This window comes from Faecalicatena faecalis, assembly GCF_012524165.2.
Lineage (GTDB): Bacteria > Bacillota > Clostridia > Lachnospirales > Lachnospiraceae > Faecalicatena_A > Faecalicatena_A faecalis.
The window spans coordinates 1-17,318 of sequence record NZ_JABACJ020000015.1 but is presented as its reverse complement, the minus strand read 5'-3'; the positions used below and the strand labels follow the sequence as shown (position 1 = coordinate 17,318).

The following is a 17,318-nucleotide window of genomic DNA, read 5'->3' as shown; positions in this document are numbered from 1 at the left end:
CTTATTGAACATCTGTAGTCCAATAAGTATATCTAATTAAATATTAGTAGCCCAATAAATATATATTTTATTTTTTAAAGCACATATCCATACCGGAGCATCTAAAGTAAAGCGCTCTTCTTCCTGATCAGCTCCAGCGGCATCCGCCTTTCTTATTATAGTTCGTTTCTACCTCTTATACAAGAAGCTTATTTTTTCTAAAGCTGTTTTCCTTTTCCAGTCCTGCTTGTCTTTTCCAGAGCTGTCATCCATTCAGGGTGAAGTGATTTTTCTGATAAGTCAGAAGTCCGTCTTTCTGCATTTTAGAAAGTTCCGCAGAAAGCGCGCTGCGCTCCACAGACAGATAATCCGCCATCTGCTGACGGTTAAAGGGAATATCGAAGCTTTCCTTCCCTTGACGCACTGCCTCCTGTGACAGATAGGACAACAACCGTTCCCGAATCGTTTTCGGCGTGATATGATTTATTTTCTGTGTCAGATTCAAATTTTTGGAGGCCATGATCGTCACCAGATTACGGATCAATCTCTGATGGTGACTACATGATGAGGCACACGTGCTCATCACCTTAAAAACATCCAGGAACAAGACCTCGGAAGGTTTGACTGTCACCACATCGGCCAGCAAGGGCTCCCCGGAGATACAAGCATATGTCTCCGCAAATACCTCCCCCGGGGCGATATGCCCGATGATATTCTGATTTCCCCACACATCCGTCCTTACTATGTTAATGCCACCAGACAGCAGTAGTCCCATATGATGTACCTCCTCGCCGGTGTGGTAGATCATACATTCCTTAGGAAAAGTTTTTTCCTGTGCGCCAAGGCAGCTCAGCATCTCTTCCGTCTGTCTGGTCGTACATCCCTCAAACAGGTCCGTTTCTGCGATAAACTGATAGTCCATTTTTTTCACCTTTTTTCAATTTTGTTGTTAAAACAACGCTATTTTCTTCTCAAGTATAGTACAATACGAATACCGAATCAAGGCAGTGTCAGTATGTTGCCCAGAATCATACACTCTTGCGAGTGAACAGTAACCAGGCATCGCCCAATCCAATATTTATTTCAGAGCTTTTATTGAAAACAAATTCATTTTAAGGAGGAATTAATTATGATCAGGAAAATTATAGAAATCAATGAGGAAAAATGTAATGGCTGCGGTTTATGTGCCGATGCCTGCCACGAAGGTGCAATCGGGATGGTGAACGGGAAAGCCCGTCTGTTAAGGGACGACTACTGCGACGGCCTCGGTGACTGCCTCCCGGCCTGTCCGGCCAATGCCATCAGCTTTGTTGAACGCGAAGCTGCCGCCTATGATGAGGAGGCGGTCAAAAAGCATCAGGCAGAGAAACATGGACAGCCCCTTGCGTGCGGCTGCCCCGGAACAATGGCACGCGAACTCAAGCATGACAGCGATGAAGAGAAGCCGTCTTTTGCCCAAAGCCGCTGTGACACATCTGCTGCGCCCTTAACAGGCGCCAAATCCCAGCTCCGCCAATGGCCGGTACAGATTCAGCTTGCTCCTATCAACGCTCCTTATTTCCATGAAGCAAAGCTTTTGGTCGCAGCGGACTGTACCGCCTATGCATACGCAGCTTTCCACGAGGACTTCATGCGCGGCAGGATTACACTGGTCGGCTGCCCCAAGTTGGACAGTGTTGATTACTCAGAGAAATTAACAGAAATCCTTCGTCTAAATTCCATAAAAAATGTAACGATTGTCCGCATGGAAGTCCCATGCTGCGGCGGCCTGGAGATGGCCGTGAAGAAAGCCCTTAAGGACAGCGAGAAAATGATTCCCTGGCAGGTTGTCACGATATCAACAGACGGCAGAATATTGGAGTAAAAGGATACCCCCCAAAAAAGACACCTCGTTTTTTCAGGTCTTTTTAGGCTGCCCTAAATTCACCTCAGTCTTGCACGAAAAAAACATCAGCTCTGTGTCTGACCGACTGACACAAGCTGATGTTTTTATTCGTTTCTTTTAAAGTTTTTCTGCCCAATACTTCACGGCGTCAGTTAAAAATGCTGCACATCCCGATACTTCACTGTCATAATATTTTGTGAACCGTTCATCCTCCGTATACATCTGTGCGACACCCTTATGAGCCTCTACAGAATAAGTCTTCCATGTCATCTTAAGCCATTCCTTATGGAGTCCGGCAGCCTTCCTTCCCGCTTCTCCTTCTGGTTTTTCGCCTGCCTGGACGGCTGACTTAAGACAGGTATTGAGTTCCTTCGAAAGTCCATCGAAACGCTGATATTCTTCCTCTGTCATATTGAGCATCTTCTGATTGGATGCATCCACTTCCTCATCTCCATATTTTTTTCTTATTTCCGGACCATAGGTCTCTTCATTTTTCTGAACAGCATCTTTTTTAAATGCCTCAAATTTTTCCCGATTATTCATCTTAATCTCTCCTTTCATTGATGCAATCGTTTTTTTCACGGTAGTGATCATGCTGTGGATATGGGCCTGTTCCTTTTCCAGTTCTTCCAGATGTTCACGCAGGGCGCTCATCACATCAAACTCCTCGCTGTATAGAACTTCCGCGATCTGTTCCAGCTTAAAACCGCGCTCCCTGTAAAATAAAATCTGCTGCAGTATCTCCAACTCCCGCTCTCCATAATAACGGTATCCAGAATCCCGGATTCCAGCCGGCTTTAATAATCCGATACTGTCATAATACCGCAAGGTACGTGCACTGATACCTGCGATTTCTGATACTTCCCTAATACTGTATTCCATCTGCATTCCCTCCTGCCGTGATTTGACTATATCAGTTGACGCTGCGTCAAAGTCAAGCATGATTCCTCACATTTTTCAACATTTTTCTATTTATTATAATGGCTTATTAAATTTTATCATACCCCTTTATATATCACGCTGCAATGCACATTTTTTTACAATATCCTACATTCTTCGCCATAATTTTCTTTACTTCCACCACCTTCCTCTACTATAATGATATCTGACAGGTTATGCTATTTCACAAATTAAAAATAAATAGGAGGACAAAGTATGTCACAGAGAACAGACATTCACAAGGTACTAATCATTGGATCAGGTCCAATCATCATTGGTCAGGCATGTGAGTTCGACTACTCCGGAACTCAGGCTTGTAAAGCATTAAGAAAATTAGGTTATGAAATTGTTTTGGTGAACTCCAATCCGGCGACTATTATGACAGACCCGGAGACAGCAGATGTTACTTACATCGAACCGCTGAATGTGGATCGCCTGGAACAGATTATCGCAAAGGAACGTCCTGACGCGCTGCTCCCGAATCTTGGCGGCCAGTCTGGACTGAATTTATGTTCAGAGCTTGCAGCAGCAGGTGTTCTGGAAAAATACGATGTAGAGGTCATCGGTGTTCAAGTCGATGCCATTGAACGCGGGGAGGACCGTATCGAATTCAAGAAGGCGATGAACGAGCTGGGAATCGAGATGGCCCGCAGTGAAGTTGCCTACACTGTTGAGGAAGCACTTAAGATTGCAGATGAGCTCGGATATCCAGTGGTACTGCGCCCTGCTTACACCATGGGCGGTGCCGGCGGCGGCCTTGTTTATAACAGAGACGAGTTAAAGACAGTCTGTGCACGTGGTCTGCAGGCCAGCCTGGTAGGACAGGTGCTGGTCGAGGAATCCATCCTTGGATGGGAAGAGCTGGAGCTAGAGGTTGTCCGTGACAAAGACGGTAACATGATCACGGTCTGCTTCATCGAAAATATTGACCCGCTCGGTGTACATACAGGAGATTCCTTCTGTTCTGCTCCGATGCTGACGATTTCCGAGGAATGCCAGAAACGCCTTCAGGAGCAGGCATACAAGATCGTAGAGTCTGTTCAGGTCATCGGTGGTACGAACGTACAGTTTGCACACGATCCAGTCAGCGACCGTATCATCGTTATCGAGATCAACCCAAGAACTTCCCGTTCTTCTGCCCTGGCATCCAAGGCTACTGGTTTCCCAATTGCCCTGGTATCTGCAATGCTGGCTACTGGCCTGACCTTGAAGGATATCCCATGTGGTAAATACGGAACCTTAGATCAATATGTCCCAGACGGAGACTATGTCGTAATCAAGTTTGCACGCTGGGCATTCGAAAAATTCAAAGGTGTTGAAGATAAGCTCGGTACACAGATGCGTGCTGTCGGCGAAGTCATGAGCATCGGCAAGACCTATAAGGAAGCATTCCAGAAAGCCATCCGAAGCCTGGAGACTGGACGATATGGTCTGGGATATGCGAAGGATTTTGCTTCTAAGACAAAGGAAGAACTTCTCCATATGCTCATCACCCCATCCAGTGAGCGCCATTTCATCATGTATGAGGCATTGCGCAAGAAAGCTACAGTGGAAGAAATCCACGAGATCACGAAGGTAAAAGAATGGTTCATCACACAGATGAAGGAATTAGTCGAGGAAGAAGAGGCCCTGTCAAAAGAAAAAGGCCATCTGCCTTCTGACGAGATGCTGACTGCTGCGAAGAAGGACGGCTTCTCTGATAAATACTTAAGTCAGATCCTGGAAGTTCCAGAAGATGAGATCAGAAACCGCCGTATCGAAATCGGTGTCGAGGAAGCCTGGGAGGGCGTACATGTAAGCGGTACAGAAGACAGTGCATACTACTACTCAACTTATAATGCAGAAGATAAGAACCCGGTAAATGAGGATAAGCCAAAAATCATGATTCTTGGCGGCGGACCGAATCGTATCGGACAGGGCATCGAGTTCGACTATTGCTGCGTACATGCTTCCCTTGCGTTAAAGAAGCTTGGATTTGAGACGATCATCGTGAACTGTAATCCTGAGACCGTTTCCACAGATTATGATACTTCCGACAAGCTGTACTTTGAACCACTGACTCTGGAAGATGTCTTAAGCATCTACAAGAAAGAAAAACCAGTCGGAGTCATCGCACAGTTCGGTGGACAGACACCTCTGAACCTAGCCGCTGACCTCGAAAGAAATGGTGTGAAGATTTTAGGAACCGCTCCTTCAGTCATCGATCTGGCAGAAGACCGTGACCTGTTCCGTGCTATGATGGAAAAACTGGAAATCCCGATGCCGGAATCTGGAATGGCTGTTAACGTGGACGAGGCGATCGCTATTGCTCAAAAGATCGGATATCCGGTTATGGTACGTCCTTCCTATGTATTAGGCGGACGCGGAATGGAAGTCGTATACGATGATGAGAGTATGGTCAACTACATGCAGGCTGCTGTAGGCGTAACTCCTGACCGTCCGATCCTGATCGACCGTTTCCTGAACCATGCAATGGAATGTGAAGCAGATGCGATCAGTGATGGAACCCATGCCTTCGTACCTGCTGTTATGGAGCATATTGAACTTGCAGGTGTGCATTCAGGTGACTCCGCATGTATTATCCCTTCTGTGCATATTTCAGAGGAAAATGTACGGACGATCAAAGAGTATACAAGAAAGATCGCGGAGGAGATGCATGTCAAAGGTCTGATGAATATGCAGTATGCAATCGAGAATGGTAAGGTTTATGTATTAGAGGCTAACCCGCGTGCATCCAGGACCGTACCGCTTGTATCTAAGGTATGCAATATCCGTATGGTACCGCTTGCTACCGATATCATCACCTCTGAACTGACTGGAAGACCGTCACCGGTGCCGTCATTGAAGGAGCAGAATATTCCGAATTACGGTGTCAAGGAAGCCGTATTCCCATTCAATATGTTCCAGGAAGTAGACCCGGTACTCGGACCAGAGATGCGTTCCACAGGTGAAGTACTCGGACTTTCTGCCTCCTATGGAGAAGCCTTCTATAAGGCTCAGGAAGCGACACAGACCAGACTTCCACTGGAGGGAACCGTACTGATATCTGTCAGCCGCAAGGATAAACCGGAGGTCGTAGAAATTGCAAAGAGCTTTGCTGAGGATGGCTTCAAAATTGTAGCGACAGGAACCACTTATGACCTGATCCGTGAAAACGGAATTGAAGCAGAAAAGGTGAAGAAGCTTTACGAAGGAAGACCGAACATCCTGGATCTGATCACCAATGGAAAGATTGACCTGATCGTCAATACCCCGGTCGGTAAGGATAGTGCACACGATGACAGCTATCTGAGAAAAGCAGCAATTAAGGGAAAGATTCCGTACATGACTACCATGGCCGCAGCAAGAGCTACCGCTAAGGGAATCAAATATGTCAAAGAACACGGGAATGGGGATGTGAAATCCCTTCAAGAACTTCACAGCGAAATTACAGATAAATAAAAACAGATAGAAATCAAGGGCGGCACAGATCCATGTGCCGCCCTTTCTGATATTCTTATGTTCGAAACAGATGGAAAACATTAAGCTGTCCGTATCTCCTATGGCAGGATGTGTCCTGCACTCAAATAAATCTGATACCACTCTTCACGTGTCAGATTAATCTCGCTTGCCTGCGCAATATCCTCCAGCCTGTTCAGATTCGTTGTACCTGTAATCATCTGTACATGTGCCGGATGTCTTAATATCCATGCAGCCGCAATCGTTGTAGGCGTTACGTCATAACGCTCTGCCAGATCCTCAAGCTGCTGATTCAGTTCCGGGTACTTATCGCTTCCTATAAATACGCCTTCAAAGAAGCCATATTGGAACGGTGACCATGCCTGAATCGTCATATCCTTTAGACGACAGTAATCCAGGATACTTCCATCTCTGTCAACTGCACAGTCTGTCAGCATATTCACTTCCAGACCATTGGCAATCATATTCGAAAATGGAACACTAAGCTGAAGCTGATCTGTCACGATATCCTGCTTTACATACTTTTTAAGAAGCTCTATCTGCATCGGCTTATGGTTAGATACTCCAAAATTGCGGACCTTTCCTGATGCGTTGAGTAGATCGAACGCCTCTGCGACCTCCTCCGGCTCTACAAGAGCATCCGGCCTATGAAGCACCAGAACATCCAGATAATCTGTATTCAAACGCTTCAGGCTGTTCTCTACAGATTTAAGAATATGCTCTTTCGAGAAATCATACATTACACCCGGAACAATCCCGCATTTGGACTGGAGAATGATATCCTCACGCCTGAACTCCGTTCTCTCAAATGCCTCTGCGAACAGAGATTCACACTTACCATTCCCATAAATATCCGCATGTTCAAAAAAATTCATCCCAAGTTCCATGCATTTATTTATATAATCCTCAAGACCCTCTTCATCCAGAGCATTAATTCTCATACACCCTGCTGCTATTACTGGAACTTCCAGACTGCTGGTCCCCAATGTCATTCTTTTCATCTCTTGTATCCTCCTGCACATCATGTTGGATTTGTGTTTCTACTATTATATGCTTTCCAAAATATATCCGTCAAGGGGCATATGAAAAGAACCGGAACTTTACAGATGATTTCGCCGATACTCGAAAATCCTTGTTACAAAAATTCCTTCATATCCTTCATGAATTCCTCTAATTCTTTTACAAGTTTTCTTGCAATCGATTTGGCCTGCTCTGATGCCTCACGGTTTTCGTTGATTGCTTCACTGATCGACTTGATACCCATATTGCAGCCGTCCATCATCAGCTTTGCGACCTGTCTGCGGTCTCCCTTTAACATCAATTTCATCTCCGTTGTCATCCAGGAAAAAGCGGCCGCCATGATTCCAGGCTCTTTGTCCTGCTCCCCGAACTGTCCAAGCAGCCTTGCTGTTTCTTCATCCAGCGTCCTGTATTTCTCGTGATAACGGTCTATGACCTTTTTCAATTTTTCATCTTCCGTAATAAAATCCTGTACCTGACCGATACTGTCAAGTCCCATCTTACAGCCCTTACTGCACTCCTCTAATAATTGAACTGTCTGATCTTCCATGCCTGATTCCTTCTTTCCCTTTTTCGCTTATTGTGCTAAATTTCTGTAAAAATATTCCTTCCCACAATAAATACTCAAAATTCTCCATTGGGAAACATTGAAATTTGGTTCCGGTCAGCCAGATATCTCCATATCAAAAAGGCGTAAGACCATCTCTGATCCTACGCCTAAACTACTTACCTGATCCATTACGGATTTTTACCATAGCAGCAGAACACATTCCTACCTTTTGCTCTTGCATTACATTTACTAAGAATTATTTTTTCAACTTATTTGGTTTGAAGTTGTGATAGTAATCGTCATGAACGCTCTTAACCATCTTACTCAAGAAGAGAAGTCCAATGATATTCGGAATAACCATCATACTGTTGAAGCAGTCTGCCATATCCCATACAAGGCTTACCTTTGCTACTGAACCAAGAACTACGCATACACACACTAATACAGTGTAAACCTTTACTGCTTTCGGTCCAAATAAGTATTTAATATTTGCTTCTCCAAAGAAATACCATCCAATAATGGTAGAGAAAGCAAAGAAGAACATACAGATTGCAATAAAGATAGATCCAAATCTACCGAATACTGCTGTAAAACCAGCCTGTGTAAGTGCTGTTCCAGTAAGTGATCCATCAGGAGTTACGGAACGTGTCGTAATGATGACAAGTGCTGTTAATGTCAGGATTACGAATGTATCAATAAATACACCGATCATAGCTACGAATCCCTGCTCTGCCGGATGGTCAACCTTAGCAATCGCATGTGCATGAGGTGTAGAACCCATACCTGCTTCGTTAGAGAACAGTCCACGTGCAACACCCTTCTGCATTGCTTTCTGGATGGTTGCTCCAAGGACACCGCCGCCGATTGCCTGAGGTGCAAATGCGCCTACGAAAATCTCCTTAAATGCCAGAGGAAGATTCTGGATATTTGCTATAATTACAATCAATGAACCAATAATATAGAATAATGCCATGATTGGCACAATCTTCTCTGTAACAGATGCGATACGTTTGATTCCGCCTGCAAAAATCAGAAATGCAAGGATTGCAATAATCACGCCTACAATGATCGGATTGATTCCGAATGCACCATGGAATGCATCTCCAATGGAGTTGGACTGTACTGCATTGCCCATGAATCCTAATGCAAGGATGATCAAAACTGCGAAGATGCCTGCAAGAGCTTTACCAAATGCGTTATCATGGAAAGCTGCTCTTATGTAGTATACAGGACCTCCTGTAACTGCACCATCTTTGCCGACTACTTTATACTTCTGAGCCATCATGGCCTCGGCATAAATGGTTGCCATTCCAAAAAATGCGCTGACCCACATCCAGAAAATTGCTCCGGGTCCTCCAACTGCGATAGCTGTCGCTGCTCCTGCAAGGTTCCCTGTTCCAACTTGTGCTGCGATTGCCGTTGCCAATGCCTGGAAAGAAGACATACCGTCTTTGCCCGCTGCTCCCTGCTTCTTAAAGAGCCCTCCAAATGTACGGTCCCAGCCCTCCTTAAAGCCTCTGATCTGGACAAATCCTGTTCGGATCGAAAACCAGACGCCTGCTCCGACAAGTACTACGATCAGCAGATAACTCGTTAGAAAATCATTCACCTTTAACACAATGTCGTTTAATAATTCCACTCGCTATTCCCCCTGTTCTCCGGATTATAGTCTCATTCTATAAACCCATAATTTTTTCCTATCACATAAAATAATATAATATTATTGCCCGTAATTCAAGTTGGGGAATTGCACAGAAATTTAATAAAATTTTTATAATTTAAACCCCTGCCTTTTTCCTCGTTTTCCCAGTAAACACGCCACTTTGGCAATAAATTAACAATCTGTCCAAGAAAACTTCGATTTGTGCACTTTTACCATCTCATAAATAATTTTATTGTATTTTGCAATATCACCATAAAATTTTCTATCTCACAGTAGTTAAAATCAGGCTGTTTCCCTCTGATGACATTCTGTACTTTTTCATATTTGTTTGGTACAATATGAAGGAATGGAAAAACTAGAATTCGTGAAAATAAAGCGGGGGTACTTCCTATGAAAAAGACAAAAAAATTGCTTGGTATCTTTCTCTGTCTTATCTTATGCTGTCTCCTGTGCCTTCCTGTTGCCGCCTCAGCATCCTCACATAAGGTGAAAGCGGGCTTTTTTGCATTTTCTGGCTATCACATGATGGATGATCATGGAATCCGCAGCGGTTATGGCTATGACTATTTACAATATATGTCTAATTATGAAGACTGGAGTTACGATTATGTAGGATATGACAAGAGCTGGAAGGATATGCTGGGAATGTTGGAAGCCGGTGAGATCGATCTTTTGACTTCCGTCCAAAAAACTCCAGAACTGGAAAAAAGATTTGCCTTCTCTAATGACCCGATTGGTTACAGTTCTCTCATTTTCACAGTAAAGGCAAGAAATACAAAGTATCTTGCCGGAGATTATGAGAACTTTAACGGCATGAAGGTAGGGCTGATTGAAGGACGTTCCAGAAATAAACTCTTCGAGGCATATGCCGCAGAACATGGTTTTGATTATACTCCTGTCTATTTCAACAATATAGAAGATTTAGAAGCTGCTCTTATGGATGGTGAGCTTGACGCGGCTGTTACAAGCACATTAAGGAAAATCGAAAACGAATGGGTTCTGGATGAATTCGCTTCTTCTCCTTTTTATGCCATTGTCAGAAAGGATGACACACGGCTCTTAGAGGATGTCAATGATGCAATCAAACAGGTGAAACGTTACCATCCCAACCTGGAGGAGGAATTATATCAGAAATATTATATTCCCGCCAGTGGAGAAGAAATTGCCTTTACGGTGGATGAGCAATCTTATATCCAGGAATGTAAGGACAAAGGAACTCCCTTGAAGGTTCTGCTGAATCCAGACCGTACTCCTTTATCCTGGTTCGAGAATGGACAGGCGCAGGGCGTGTTCGCCCATTTAGGACAGCAGGTCCTCAACCGCTCTGGAATTCCTTATGAAATTCCAGAGATCAAAAGCAGGGAGGAATATCAGAATCTTCTTAACAGCGGCAGCTATGATATTGCTCTGGATTCAAGCGTTGATTTTAACCGGGCCGAAAAGCTAGGGTACAAATTGACCAAGCCCTATATGACTGCCCCCATCTTTCAGATTACACAGAAGGATTTTTCCGGTAAAGTTTCCACCTTAGCGGCTTTAAAGAATGCGGATGTAACACTGACATATGCAGAAAGGTATTTCCCTCCTGACGCAATCACCTATTATGACACAATAGAGGAATGTACCCAGGCAGTCCGGGAACATAAACAAGATGCTGTCTTTTTTTACTCCTATATTGCCCAGTCCATTCTATATAATGATTTAGAAAATAATTTAGTTGCTAAAGAAATACCCGGTTATACGAATGACTTTGCAATTGCTGTAAATAATACACAAGATGAGCGGCTGCTTCCAATTCTTGAGAAATCCCTGCAGAGCATTAGTGAGGAAGAACTCAATGAACTGATTGAAGCTGATACCAAGTTTCCGCCCAAAGAACAGAATGTATCCTCCTTTTTAAGGAGTCATCCACTCATTACGGCCGCGGTTCTAGCTTTTTTATTTATAACCGCTCTGATTATTATCATTCTACTCTATAAAAATAAAGGAAGGAAGAGCGAGAAGGCACGGCTGAATGAATTTGAGCGTTTTATTTCCTATGTCTGCAGAATGAATGACCTGGTTCTTGAGCTCGACCTAAAAGAGGGAAAAAGCTGGTATTATACTGCGCAGAACGGTGTGGTAAATATAACGCCGATCACAAAGGAGCAACTGAATAGACTCTCTGGCTCAGTCTGTCAGGAGGATGCAGAAAAGCTGAACAGTAAACTGACCCCGGAATATATGAATTCCCTGATTGATCAGGGCACTGAATTTTATTTTGAATGCCGTGTCCTGCGGGATGATCCCTCTCCACATTGGTATGCCTTCACGATCCAGGGTCTGGCAAGGGATTCCATGCATCCGAACAGTATCATGATATTTGGTCATGACATTGATAGTGCGAAACAGACAGAAGCAAGACAAAGAAAAGTCCTGCAGGATGCGCTTGCAGCCGCCCAGCAGGCCAGTGAGACAAAGAGCAGTTTCTTATCCAGAATGTCTCATGAGATGCGTACACCGCTTAATGCCATTATCGGTTATCTGGAAATTGGCAGGAAACATGTGGATGACCCTGAAAAGATAAAGGACTATATGGACAAGTCAGATATTGCTGCACACCAGCTTTTATCGATTATCAACGACGTACTGGACATGGCTGCAATTGAAAGTGGAAAGCTTCATTTGGAGAGAGTCCAGTTTGAATTAACAGAAGAAATTCTCGCCGTCCAGAAGATGTTTGAGACCCAGGCATGGAATAAGGAACTGGATTTTCAGGTGCAGATCGACAAAGATGAAAAGGTCTATATCATGGGCGATCCGCTGAGGCTCAACCAAATACTGATTAACCTCTTATCCAATGCCATTAAATTCACGCCGCCTCACGGGAAAGTAATACTTCGTGTCAAGAGGACAGGACAGCAGGATGGACAGGTCTACTATTGTTTTGAAGTAACCGATACAGGAATCGGGATGTCACAGGAGTATCTTACGCATCTATTCGATCCCTTTGAACAGCATGATGCATCTATTGCCCGGCGTTATGGCGGCAGCGGTCTTGGAATGTCCATTACAAAAAATCTGGTCAATATCAAGAATGGAACTATTACGGTAAAGAGCAAACTAAATGAGGGGACTACGTTTACAGTGAATCTTCCCTTTGAACTGGTCCACAGTACACCTGAACCAGGCAATCAGGCTGACAACTGTGGAACTGCATCTGAGGATTCTAAAAATCCGCCCTTTCAGTTTACAGGTATGCGCCTTATGTTGGCAGAGGATAATCAAATGAACCGGGAAATTGCTGCTGAAATCCTGACCTCTGTTGGCTTTAAGGTAGACTGTGCGGTCGACGGAAAGGATGCGGTCGAACAATTTTCCTCCTCAGCGCCTGACACCTACCAGTTGATTCTAATGGATATCCAGATGCCTGTTATGGATGGTTATGAAGCGGCTGAACATATTCGTGCTTCTGACCACCCACAGGCAAAGACGATCCCTATATTTGCGATGACTGCCAATGCATTTACAGAAGATATCAATAAGGCTCTTGCTTCGGGAATGAATGGACATATTGCCAAACCTCTGGACGTTGCTAAGATGTTGGAAACGCTGTCTAAGACACTGTACCACAGCGACGAATCGTGATTTTCCAAGCTTACTGTATATAAAAACGACGCATAGCGGCTATGGTCTGATACCATCAAGCCAGCTATGCGTTTTCTTCTTCCCTACTCCTTGATGAGTTGAACCTCCTCAAACATTTTCCCTGCTGTCAATAGAGACATGCCATGATGAAAATCCATCCAGACATCCGATGAATAAAGAATTTCAGGCATCATTGGCTGAGACAGATAGGAAAAAACCGTATCGCTGATCGGTCCGATACAATCCTTTCTTAAATCTTCCCCCGCAAGAGCTATGTACTGCGGATTCAATATACCGCATACCCAATAAATGATCTTCGCCATCAGCCTGGTATATTGAACATCATCCAATGTATCTGCCATCCATTCATCCAGAGTGCGTCCGTCCTCAATCGGAATCAGCCCCAGTTCTCCCGCAAAATTACTATTTCCCCGTATTATCCGGCCTCCCGCAATGAATCCGGCACTGACACAACCCTTCGAGAAATGTAGATATGCCATATTAATTCCCTCGGACGGCTCTTTGGGGTACTGATTTTGATAACATTTTACAAACCCAATCGTCGTAGCATTCAAATTATTTTCCAACACAACGGGAATCTTATATTTTTCAGATATCCGTTCTCCAATATCCACCCGGTACAGCTTATCATCTGTCAGGTTCTTTTTCCAATACGAACCACCCTCCACGATGCCAGGAACCCCAATACCTATTGTTCTTATCTCTATCCTCGAAGTCAGGTCATCTAAAACAGAAGTCATCTCACGTTCAAAATTCCTATCAGGCACCTCCAGACAGAATGTCTCCTGAATCTCTCCACAGGCATTGATCAAAAGGCTGTGCAGTTCCTGCCCGGAAATACAGAAAACAGCACCATGATAGCGGTCTGGACGCAGACGGTAACGCTCTGCCTTACGCCCTCCACTGGACGCATCGTGACCAATGCTTTCAATCTCATCATTTTCAATCATCTCTGACAGAATGGAGCGGACTGTCGTAGAACTGATCTGTGTTGCACCCGCAATCTCCGCCCGGGTTGCCGAACCTTTTTCTTTAAGTGTCTTACGAATCATAGAAAGATTGGCCTGTTTGAGAACCTGCGGCTTTGCCGTTAATTGATCCATACGGATACCCCCTGATTTACTGGAATCTTAAGTCTGTGAATTTACATATATCCATATACCAGAACTTATGTTGAATACTTTTATAAGTTTATGATATAAGTATAGTCTAGTCAAAGAGTTATGTCAATTCGAATAAAGACACCTTCTATATAAAAAACTTACCGGGTTTCAGACTTTCCTGAAACCCGGTAAGTTTTTCATCTTAACGCTTTACAAAATATTCTTCATACCATACGAGGAAGGTATAGATTGTCCAAATCTTTCTCCAGTTGTCAGAGTTTCCACCTACATAATCATCAAAGATCGCATTGATTTCCTCTACATTGAAGAACTTCTCTGCCATCTCACTGTGGAACTTCTCACGGACATCCTGATTGTATCTGTCATCAGCCATCCAGATACGGATCGGCACAATGAATCCTAACTTCTTACGGAATGCAATCTCTTCCGGCAGCACTTTCGCAGCTGCAGTGCGGAATGCGACTTTGTTCTGCTCCTCATTCACCTTATATTTAGAAGGCATACGGGATGCAATATCAAAGATCCTGGTATCTGTCAGCGGCATTCTGATTTCCAGGCCTGCAGCCGTACTCATCTTATCTACATTAAAATAGATATCTCCTTCCAGCCAGATCTGGATATCCACATCGGACATCTTTGTCAGTGGGTCCAAGCCCTCTGTCTCTTCATAAATCGACGCGGCCAGTTCAATCGGAAGAACATCCGGGTCATACTTTTTCAGGATTTTCTTCTTCTCATCCTCTTTCATGATGTTGGTGTTGCCAACATAAAATGTCTTGAGATTCTCCCCATAACGCTCTGCATTGCGGTACATATTGTATCCGCCAAAAAACTCATCTGCGCCCTCGCCAGAATAACAAAGCTTAGTATGCTGTGCCGTTGCCCTGCATCCCAATGCGAATACGATAGCGGAGGCATCTCCCAAAGGCTGTTCCATATTATACATCACATAAGGAACTGCACCAAAGTATTCTTCTGGAGTAATTACGCATCTGGACATCTTACGTCCCAGAATATCCGCTGTGGCTTGTGCCAGCTTTGATTCATCAAAGCGCTCCTCCTCATAACCACAGGAATCCGCCATCTTGGCATCCGACATCGCCAGTACATAAGAAGAGTCTACTCCGCCCGATAAGAAAGAATCGGCTTCCTCATCTTCTGTCTTCACTTCCTTAAGTACCTTCTGCAGCGTCGTATGAATCTCGTCTGCCCAATCTTCCAGGGACTTACTCTCATCTGGATGGAATTCTGGTGACCAATAACGTTCTATTGTAAGCTTCCTGTTCTGCCAGATCAGATAACGTCCCGGCATCAGCTTCTTTAAACCACGGAAAAATGTATTTTCTCCCGCTACGTAAGTCAAGCTCAGATATAACTGCAGCATCTCTTCGTTCAGCTCTTTCACAAAGCCAGGCTGCTCCATGATCTTACGAATGGATGTACCATAAAAGAGCTTTCCCTCAGCAGTCTCATAATAATAGAATGGCTTTGTTCCGAATTGATCCCGCAGACAGAATAGCTTCTTCTCTTCCTCGTCCCAGAGTGCAAATGCAAACATACCATGCATGTGGTTCCCCATCTCGTATCCCCATGTCTCATATGCTTTTACTAAAATTGCTGCCTCTCGGTCTTCCCTGGATAAAGTAGAATCAATACTAAGCTCCTTGCAAAGGGCTTCCCAATTGCGGATGTGTCCGCTGTATTCTTGGATTTTTATCATAAGTTCGTCCTCTCGTTTTTATTGAGTTTTCTATTGTTTTTTAGTTTCTTTCATTTTTTACCTGTACATTTTAGCATAATATCAAAAAGAGGGCAACTTCCCCCACTAATTTAGGTGTTCCCCCCCTCATTCAGGATTCTATTTCGTCAATTCAAAGCTCATTTCCAACAGGCTCTTTATATTCTCCTGTGGTACTGTTCCATCGAGTAAAATACTGATCCACTTCTCCTTATTCATGTGATATGCCGGAAAATATCCCGGCTGCTGCCGCAGGGAACCTATCATCATCGGATCACATTTTACATTCAGGACATCCGTCACTTCATCCTCATTTGTCCCCAGTTCTCTTCCACTTTCGTCGAACCCCAGCTTCTTATAGGATACTTCCAGTATGACTCCGTACCATTTCTTATTGTGCTTGTGCCGAAGTACTGCATTGCTATCCTTCCACGGATAATCTGGCTCTGTCCCATAGGCTTCCATAACCCATTCAAATACTTCTTTTCTATTCATTTTTCACCCTTTTATATCTTGACGTATCTTCAAGCTTAACCGCTCACTACAATGAGCTTTTTTACATAGGTGTTCCAACTTCAATCAGATTCCCGTCGGGATCATAAAATCGAACCACCCATTGGCCCCATGAATGCTGCATAAGCCTGTTCACATATACGATAGGCATTTCATAGGAATCCAGTTTTTTTACAAATTCTTTAATGTTCTTTTCTTCAAAGTATAATTCAGTAGAGTTATTTTCGAAAGTCACATCTTTGGCGATAAAAGCTTCCCATATCTTTTTGTCTTGAAGTACTAATCCCTCTGTCAGAATGACATTTCCGTCATTATCTAAAATGACATCAAGACCAAATAGGTCTTTATAAAACTTTTTTGAGCGTTCCATATCAGTGGTAACAATCAAAATATTTTTAAGCTTCATTTCAATCCTCCTTGGCTGTAATCTGAGAAACTATCACTATCTTCATTGATAAACCTGCTTACTTCTTAATGTATCTCTGGTTCGTGCATTTAAGCTTATCCGGGGTTGTTCGAACTACATGCTCTAATGATTTATCTTATCATACTTTTCTGTAAATATCTATGTCCGCTGAATAGGACGATGACTTTCGCCGCATAAGGCTAAATTGAAAAAAGTCAGAGGAAAACGTATACGCTCTCCGCTGACTCTTTTTTCAGTTTGTCCTTGCATTGCTTATTCAAATTCTACAAAGACTAACGCTTTTTGTTTAGGAATTATTCTCTGTAATGTTTCTCGTTCTTTTGATTATTTGATATATCCATATTATCCTGCCTATACGAGCTAATGTTATCAT

At 43.7% G+C, this 17,318-nt stretch carries 12 protein-coding genes; 3 read left to right on the top strand and 9 right to left on the bottom strand.

Features of this window, described 5'->3' with window-relative positions; translation table 11 throughout:
* Positions 1-244: 244 nt before the first annotated feature.
* Positions 245-901 (bottom strand): Crp/Fnr family transcriptional regulator, encoded by a 657-nt coding sequence (locus HGO97_RS14840; RefSeq protein ID WP_216243146.1) that lies wholly within the window; start codon positions 899-901, stop codon positions 245-247.
* A 207-nt stretch (positions 902-1,108) separates the two neighbouring features.
* On the opposite strand from HGO97_RS14840, the gene HGO97_RS14835 reads away from it, so the two are divergent.
* Positions 1,109-1,843 (top strand): ATP-binding protein, encoded by a 735-nt coding sequence (locus HGO97_RS14835; RefSeq protein ID WP_216243145.1) that lies wholly within the window; start codon positions 1,109-1,111, stop codon positions 1,841-1,843.
* Positions 1,844-1,981: 138 nt separating this feature from the next.
* Here HGO97_RS14835 and HGO97_RS14830 read toward each other — a convergent pair whose 3' ends face one another.
* The gene (locus tag HGO97_RS14830; protein ID WP_216243143.1) at positions 1,982-2,746 is read right to left on the bottom strand and encodes a MerR family transcriptional regulator; all 765 of its coding nucleotides are present in this window, start codon (positions 2,744-2,746) and stop codon (positions 1,982-1,984) included.
* 273 nt (positions 2,747-3,019) lie between these two features.
* On the opposite strand from HGO97_RS14830, the gene carB reads away from it, so the two are divergent.
* Positions 3,020-6,244: a carbamoyl-phosphate synthase large subunit gene (carB, locus tag HGO97_RS14825; protein WP_216243141.1), complete on the top strand. Its 3,225-nt coding sequence runs from the start codon at positions 3,020-3,022 to the stop codon at positions 6,242-6,244.
* Positions 6,245-6,342: 98 nt separating this feature from the next.
* On the opposite strand, the gene HGO97_RS14820 is transcribed toward carB, so the two are convergent.
* The 3 genes from HGO97_RS14820 to HGO97_RS14810 all read right to left on the bottom strand — a co-directional run bounded on the left by HGO97_RS14820 (position 6,343) and on the right by HGO97_RS14810 (position 9,471).
* The gene (locus HGO97_RS14820; RefSeq protein WP_216243138.1) at positions 6,343-7,263 is read right to left on the bottom strand and encodes an aldo/keto reductase; all 921 of its coding nucleotides are present in this window, start codon (positions 7,261-7,263) and stop codon (positions 6,343-6,345) included.
* 134 nt (positions 7,264-7,397) lie between these two features.
* Positions 7,398-7,832 carry a hypothetical protein gene (locus tag HGO97_RS14815; RefSeq protein ID WP_216243136.1) on the bottom strand — a complete coding sequence of 145 codons (435 nt, stop codon included), beginning with the start codon at positions 7,830-7,832 and terminating at the stop codon, positions 7,398-7,400.
* Between the two features lie 256 nt (positions 7,833-8,088).
* The gene (locus tag HGO97_RS14810; RefSeq protein WP_216243134.1) at positions 8,089-9,471 is read right to left on the bottom strand and encodes an alanine/glycine:cation symporter family protein; all 1,383 of its coding nucleotides are present in this window, start codon (positions 9,469-9,471) and stop codon (positions 8,089-8,091) included.
* A gap of 414 nt (positions 9,472-9,885) precedes the next feature.
* On the opposite strand from HGO97_RS14810, the gene HGO97_RS14805 reads away from it, so the two are divergent.
* Positions 9,886-13,122, top strand: a complete 3,237-nt coding sequence (locus HGO97_RS14805) for an ATP-binding protein (protein ID WP_216243132.1) — start codon at positions 9,886-9,888, stop codon at positions 13,120-13,122.
* An 83-nt stretch (positions 13,123-13,205) separates the two neighbouring features.
* On the opposite strand, the gene HGO97_RS14800 is transcribed toward HGO97_RS14805, so the two are convergent.
* The 4 genes from HGO97_RS14800 to HGO97_RS14785 form a co-directional block, all read right to left on the bottom strand.
* The gene (locus HGO97_RS14800; protein ID WP_216243130.1) at positions 13,206-14,246 is read right to left on the bottom strand and encodes an ROK family transcriptional regulator; all 1,041 of its coding nucleotides are present in this window, start codon (positions 14,244-14,246) and stop codon (positions 13,206-13,208) included.
* 202 nt (positions 14,247-14,448) lie between these two features.
* Positions 14,449-15,987: an asparagine synthase (glutamine-hydrolyzing) gene (gene asnB / locus HGO97_RS14795; protein ID WP_216243128.1), complete on the bottom strand. Its 1,539-nt coding sequence runs from the start codon at positions 15,985-15,987 to the stop codon at positions 14,449-14,451.
* Between the two features lie 138 nt (positions 15,988-16,125).
* Positions 16,126-16,500, bottom strand: coding sequence for an MmcQ/YjbR family DNA-binding protein (locus HGO97_RS14790; protein ID WP_168866522.1), 375 nt, complete (start codon positions 16,498-16,500; stop codon positions 16,126-16,128).
* A gap of 61 nt (positions 16,501-16,561) precedes the next feature.
* Positions 16,562-16,924, bottom strand: a complete 363-nt coding sequence (locus tag HGO97_RS14785; RefSeq protein ID WP_168866523.1) for a VOC family protein — start codon at positions 16,922-16,924, stop codon at positions 16,562-16,564.
* Positions 16,925-17,318 lie beyond the last annotated feature (394 nt).